The organism is Lentibacillus sp. (assembly GCF_035301925.1).
Taxonomy (GTDB): Bacteria; Bacillota; Bacilli; order Bacillales; family Amphibacillaceae; genus Lentibacillus.
The window spans coordinates 1-5,552 of the sequence record NZ_DATGTI010000162.1; the positions used below are offsets into that span (position 1 = coordinate 1).

General features: G+C 45.0%; 5 protein-coding genes and 1 pseudogene. 5 read left to right on the top strand and 1 reads right to left on the bottom strand.

Annotated features, from left to right (window positions below; translation table 11 throughout):
- Positions 1-307, top strand: a pseudogene (locus tag VK080_RS13450) (aromatic acid exporter family protein); the annotation flags it as partial.
- Positions 308-378: 71 nt separating this feature from the next.
- Here VK080_RS13450 and prli42 read toward each other — a convergent pair.
- Entirely contained in the window at positions 379-492 is a 114-nt protein-coding gene (gene prli42, locus VK080_RS15950; protein WP_349254636.1) for a stressosome-associated protein Prli42, read from the bottom strand.
- A 115-nt stretch (positions 493-607) separates the two neighbouring features.
- Here prli42 and VK080_RS13455 point away from each other — a divergent pair, with 115 nt between their 5' ends.
- The 4 genes from VK080_RS13455 to VK080_RS13470 all read left to right on the top strand — a co-directional run.
- The gene (locus VK080_RS13455; RefSeq protein WP_324225283.1) at positions 608-2,260 is read left to right on the top strand and encodes a methylmalonyl-CoA mutase family protein; all 1,653 of its coding nucleotides are present in this window, start codon (positions 608-610) and stop codon (positions 2,258-2,260) included.
- Between the two features lie 88 nt (positions 2,261-2,348).
- On the top strand, positions 2,349-3,173 hold the full coding sequence (mce, locus tag VK080_RS13460) for a methylmalonyl-CoA epimerase (RefSeq protein ID WP_324225284.1): 825 nt from the start codon (positions 2,349-2,351) through the stop codon (positions 3,171-3,173).
- Positions 3,170-4,720, top strand: a complete 1,551-nt coding sequence (locus tag VK080_RS13465; RefSeq protein ID WP_324225286.1) for an acyl-CoA carboxylase subunit beta — start codon at positions 3,170-3,172, stop codon at positions 4,718-4,720. Before mce ends, VK080_RS13465 begins: the two co-directional genes overlap by 4 nt.
- 21 nt (positions 4,721-4,741) lie before the next feature.
- Positions 4,742-5,552, top strand: an 811-nt coding sequence (locus VK080_RS13470; protein ID WP_324225285.1) for a M20/M25/M40 family metallo-hydrolase, incomplete at its 3' end; no start/stop codon positions are given.

Sequence of the window (5,552 nt, forward strand, 5' to 3'; positions counted from 1 at the left end):
AAAAATGCTTCCATTAGTAAGCAGGCTGCCGAACAGAGACGCAATCTCATTCAAAATTGCCGGCTTTTTTGAGAAATTGGGTGATGCTGTACATCCGGGCAATACAGCAACGCTTTATTTGGAGGAACTGGAAGAGCTGCGCCGAACGTTCGACCGGGAAGAATTGCCGAAAACGCGGGAAGCGTTTGAAACACGAGCTAACCTATTCCGTCTGCTGCATGAAATAGAAGATTACCTGCTGCTGAAGAAAAAATTTAAAAAAAGTGATGTACCCGAAAAAACACGTAAGAAAAAAAGACCGGAATAATATGCTCTCCAGTCTTTTCAGTCCGTCAACATGAAATTGGTTTTCAGCTGAATGCAGATATCTGACTCTAATCATATAAACATTGACAGTCCCATTGTCAATGTCGAAAGGATCATTGCCAAGATCATAATATATATGACTACTTTTATTCTGCGTTCACGTTTAGATTTTTTTCTGGCAGCCAATTCTATTCCTCCTTACGTCCTTTTCCTGACTTGTATTTTACCGTTAATTATGGAACTGGACAAGTGTCATCATAAGATAAATTATTAAGAATTAGAAAACAGGGGGGTTCAGTTTATGAGTGATTATGAATTTCAGTCTAAAAAAGAAGCCTGGGAAGCAACTGTTGACAAAACATTGGAACGATTTCCGGAAAGGAAAAACCCGTTCACAACGTCATCTGATCTGGAGGTTGATCGGCTGTATTACCCAAGCCGTGATGGAGAATATGAGGAAAAATTGGGCTATCCTGGTGAATATCCTTATACCCGCGGGATCCAGCCAACCATGTATCGGAGCCGGTTATGGACGATGCGCCAGTATGCCGGCTTCGGATCTGCTGAAGAAACCAATAAACGATTCCGCTATTTGCTTGATCAGGGACAGACGGGTTTGTCGGTCGCTTTTGATTTGCCGACACAAATTGGATATGATTCCGACGATGTCATGGCTGAGGGGGAAGTCGGCAAAGTTGGGGTTGCGATTGATTCATTACATGATATGGAACAATTGCTTGATCAGATACCACTTGACAAAGTCAGTACATCCATGACCATCAATGCGCCGGCGTCTGTTCTCTTATGCATGTATCTTGCAGTCGGCGAAAAACAGGGCGTTCCACTGGAAAAGCTGACCGGCACCATCCAAAATGATATTTTGAAAGAATATATTGCGCGCGGTACATACATTTTCCCACCAAAGCCATCGATGCGGTTAATTACCAACATATTTGAGTATTGCCGGCAATATGTACCGAAATTCAATACAATCAGTATTTCGGGATATCATATTCGTGAGGCGGGCTCAACAGCTGTACAGGAAGTGGCGTTCACCCTTGCAGATGGAATGGCATATGTTGATGCTGCACTGGAAGCAGGCCTTGACATTGATGCCTTCGCGCCAAGACTGGCTTTTTTCTTCAATGCCCACAACAATTTTTTTGAGGAAGTGGCTAAATTCCGTGCAGCCAGACGCATATGGGCAAAGATCATGAAGGAACATTATCAGGCAAAAAATCCAAAAAGCTGGAAATTACGGTTTCATACGCAAACAGGCGGATCGACACTGACCGCACAGCAGCCTGATAATAATGTTGTCCGGGTTACAATGCAGGCACTCGCAGCTGTACTTGGCGGTACTCAAAGTTTGCACACGAATTCACGTGATGAAGCTTTGTCCCTGCCAACTGAAGAATCGGCCCGCATCGCACTTCGGACGCAGCAGATCATTGCTCATGAGAGCGGTGTGGCAGACACGGTTGATCCGTTAGGCGGTTCGTATTACGTTGAGTCGCTAACCGATAAGATTGAGGAAGAAGTGAATAAATATCTGGAACGAATTGATGAAATCGGTGGTGCGGTCAAGGCTGTAGAAGAGGGATATATGCAGCGGGAAATTCAGCTTACTGCGTACGAAACACAAAAGAAAATCGAAAATGAAGAAGAAATAATTGTCGGTTTAAATCAATATAAGCTTGATGAGGAAGTCGATCCGGAATTGCTGAAAGTTGATGAAGCACTGGAAGCAGCCCAAATTGATGCGCTGGAAACTGTGCGCAGTGAACGTAATCAGGAATCAGTTGACTTTAAGCTCAACGCATTACGCGAGCAGGCTAAACATCCGGATGTAAATCTGATACCGTATATTTTGGATGCCGTGAAGGTTTATGCGACCGTCGGTGAAATTTGCAATGTATTGCGTGATGAATTCGGTGAGTATACAGGTATGTAAAATACTTGTATCATCAAGGAACAAACTGGAAGAAAAGGTTAAATTATTTTTTATACGTTTTTAAACATTTAAAATGGGGGGAAATAACATGGGGAAAATACGCGTACTGATCGCAAAGCCCGGTTTGGATGGGCATGACCGGGGTGCATTGGTCATTGCCCAGGCTTTACGTGATCACGGTATGGAAGTGATCTACACTGGATTGCGGCAATCACCGGTACAAATTGCACAAGCTGCCATTCAGGAAGATGTGGATGTTATCGGATTATCATCGCTTTCCGGGGCGCACAAAACCTTATTTCCAAAAGTCATTGAAGCCCTGAAAGAACGGCATGCAGCCGACATTCCAGTGGTTGGCGGGGGCGTTATCCCTGCTGAAGACATTCCGTATTTAATGGAGCATGGGGTTCAGAGAATATTCACGAGCGGATCTTCAACTGAGGCACTGGCCACTTATATTAAGCAATTGGTGAATCCGGAAGCAGAAAAACTGAAAGCACCGGAAAAAATTGCTCATATCGGCATTGCGGTGAAGCAAATTGACCAGGCATTATCCTTTTATACGGATACCCTCGGACTGGAGCTGGAAGGTATTGAGACAATTGAGACAGAAGGCGTTAAGACAGCTTTTTTGAAAATTGGCTCATCCAGAATCGAGCTGCTTGAGCCATTGACCACCGAATCCCCGATTTATCGTTTTTTGAATAAAAGAGGTGAAGGCATTCATCATATCGCTCTTGAGGCAGATGAGCTTGATGAACGCCTGAACACTTTGAAATCAGAAGGGATTCCATTGATCAATGAAGAGCCAAAGCAAGGCGCCCATGACAGCCAGGTTGCTTTTATCCACCCAAAGGCCGCAAATGGTGTTCTGTTTGAATTGTGTCAGCATCCTAAAGGAAGTGAAGCATAATGGATATTTTCGACAAGATCAACGAATTATATGATAAACGCCGGCAGGTCGAGCTTGGCGGCGGTGATGAACGGATTGACAAGCAGCACGCCAAAGGCAAATTGACAGCACGCGAGCGGATTGATTACTTGCTTGATGACGGTTCGTTTGTAGAATTAAACCCATTTATCGAGCACCGCGAGACTGACTTTGGTATGAATAACAATCATGCCAATGGAGAAGGTGTCGTTACTGGCTATGGAAAAATAAATGGACGGGCTGTTTATTTATTTGCACAGGATTTTACCGTTTATGGCGGTGCCCTTGGTGAGATGCACGGAAAGAAGATTGCGGCTGCTATGGATCTAGCCGCCAAAACCGGCACGCCTTTTATCGGATTGAATGATTCAGGTGGTGCCCGAATTCAGGAAGGTGTCTCATCTCTTGATGGATACGGGCAGGTATTTTACCGCAATTCAATTTATTCGGGGGTCATCCCGCAGATCTCGGTTATCATGGGGCCGAGTGCGGGCGGTGCCGTTTACTCACCAGCCATTACCGATTTTGTCATCATGGTTGAAAAAACCTCGCAAATGTTCATTACCGGGCCAAAGGTAATTGAAACGGTGACCGGCGAACAGATTTCTACCGAGGAACTGGGTGGTGCCGATGTCCACAATGCCAAAAGCGGCAATGCCCATATCAAGGCGGCCAGTGAAGAAGAAGCGCTTGATGCCGTAAGAGACCTTATCAATTATTTACCGGCCAATAATCGGGAAAATCCGCCAGTGAAAACGTTTGAATTGAATGATGAAACACGCCCTGATCTGACCGATATCGTCCCATTTGATGCGACACGGCCCTATGATGTTAAGTCTGTCATCGAGCAAGTGGTTGACCCAGGAAGTTTTTACGAGTTACATAAAGGCTTTGCTAAAAATGTTGTCGTCGGGTTTGCACGTATTAATGGGGAACCTGCAGGATTTGTGTGCAATCAGCCGAAATATCTCGCAGGGGGGCTTGACATTGATTCAAGTGATAAAGCATCCCGGTTTATCCGTTTTTGTGATTCGTTTAACATACCACTGATTACGTTTGAAGATGTTACCGGCTTTTTCCCTGGTGTGAAACAGGAACATGGCGGGATCATCCGCCATGGCGCTAAAATATTGTACGCATATTCCGAAGCAACGGTTCCGAAAATAACGGTGATTACCCGTAAAGCATATGGTGGGGCATATGTAGCCCTGAACAGTAAATCAATCGGCGCTGATTTGGTATATGCCTGGCCAAATGCTGAAATTGCCGTTATGGGTCCTGATGGGGCTGCCAATATTATTTTTGCCAAAGAAATTGCTGAAAGTGACAATCCGGAAGCGACACGCCGGGAAAAAATCAGCACATACCGTGAGAAGTTTGCCAATCCTTATGTGGCAGCAGGACTTGGCATGATCGACGACATCATCGATCCGCGCGAAACACGAGTGAAGCTGATTCAAGCACTGGAAATGCTTCACCATAAAGAAGAGGATAGGCCCAAGAAGAAACATGGCAATATACCTTTGTAAACAATTCAGGAGGCACAGATTATGATTTCTATCGATCAAGACAGGCTAATAAACGAATTTTTCGAACTGGTTCAAATTGATTCGGAAACCGGCTTTGAAAGTGAAATAGCAGAAGTCCTGACTAAAAAATTTACAGATTTGGGTCTGGAGGTAAAAGAAGATGATAGTAAAGAGAAAACAGGTCACGGCGCCGGGAATTTAATTTGTACATTAAAAGGTAACAAAGAAGGCGCTGATCCGATTTATTTCACCTCGCATATGGATACCGTGATCCCTGGCAATGGGATTAAACCATCTATCAAAGATGGTTATATCGTCTCCGATGGCACAACGATCCTGGGTGCAGATGACAAAGCGGGGCTTGCTGCCATTTTGGAAACCATTCGCACATTAATTGACCAGGATGTAAAGCATGGGGATATCCAATTTGTCATTACCGTCGGGGAAGAATCCGGATTGGTTGGCGCCAAATCCCTAGATGGTTCACTTATCAATGCAAAGTACGGCTATGCGATTGACAGCAATGGCACTGTTGGCGATATCATTGTGGCAGCACCGACACAGGCCAAACTGAATGCGGTTATGAAAGGAAAAACGGCACATGCCGGGCTGGCACCCGAAAAAGGTGTGTCAGCGATAACACTCGCCGCAAAAGCGATTGCCAGAATGCCGCTTGGACGGATTGATGATGAAACGACAGCCAATATCGGCCGGTTTGAAGGCGGTAAACAAACAAATATTGTAGCAGACCGGGTGGACATATTGGCTGAAGCCCGTTCGCTCATCCCGGAAAAACTGGAAAAACAGGTAGCGGAAATGAAGCATGCTTTTG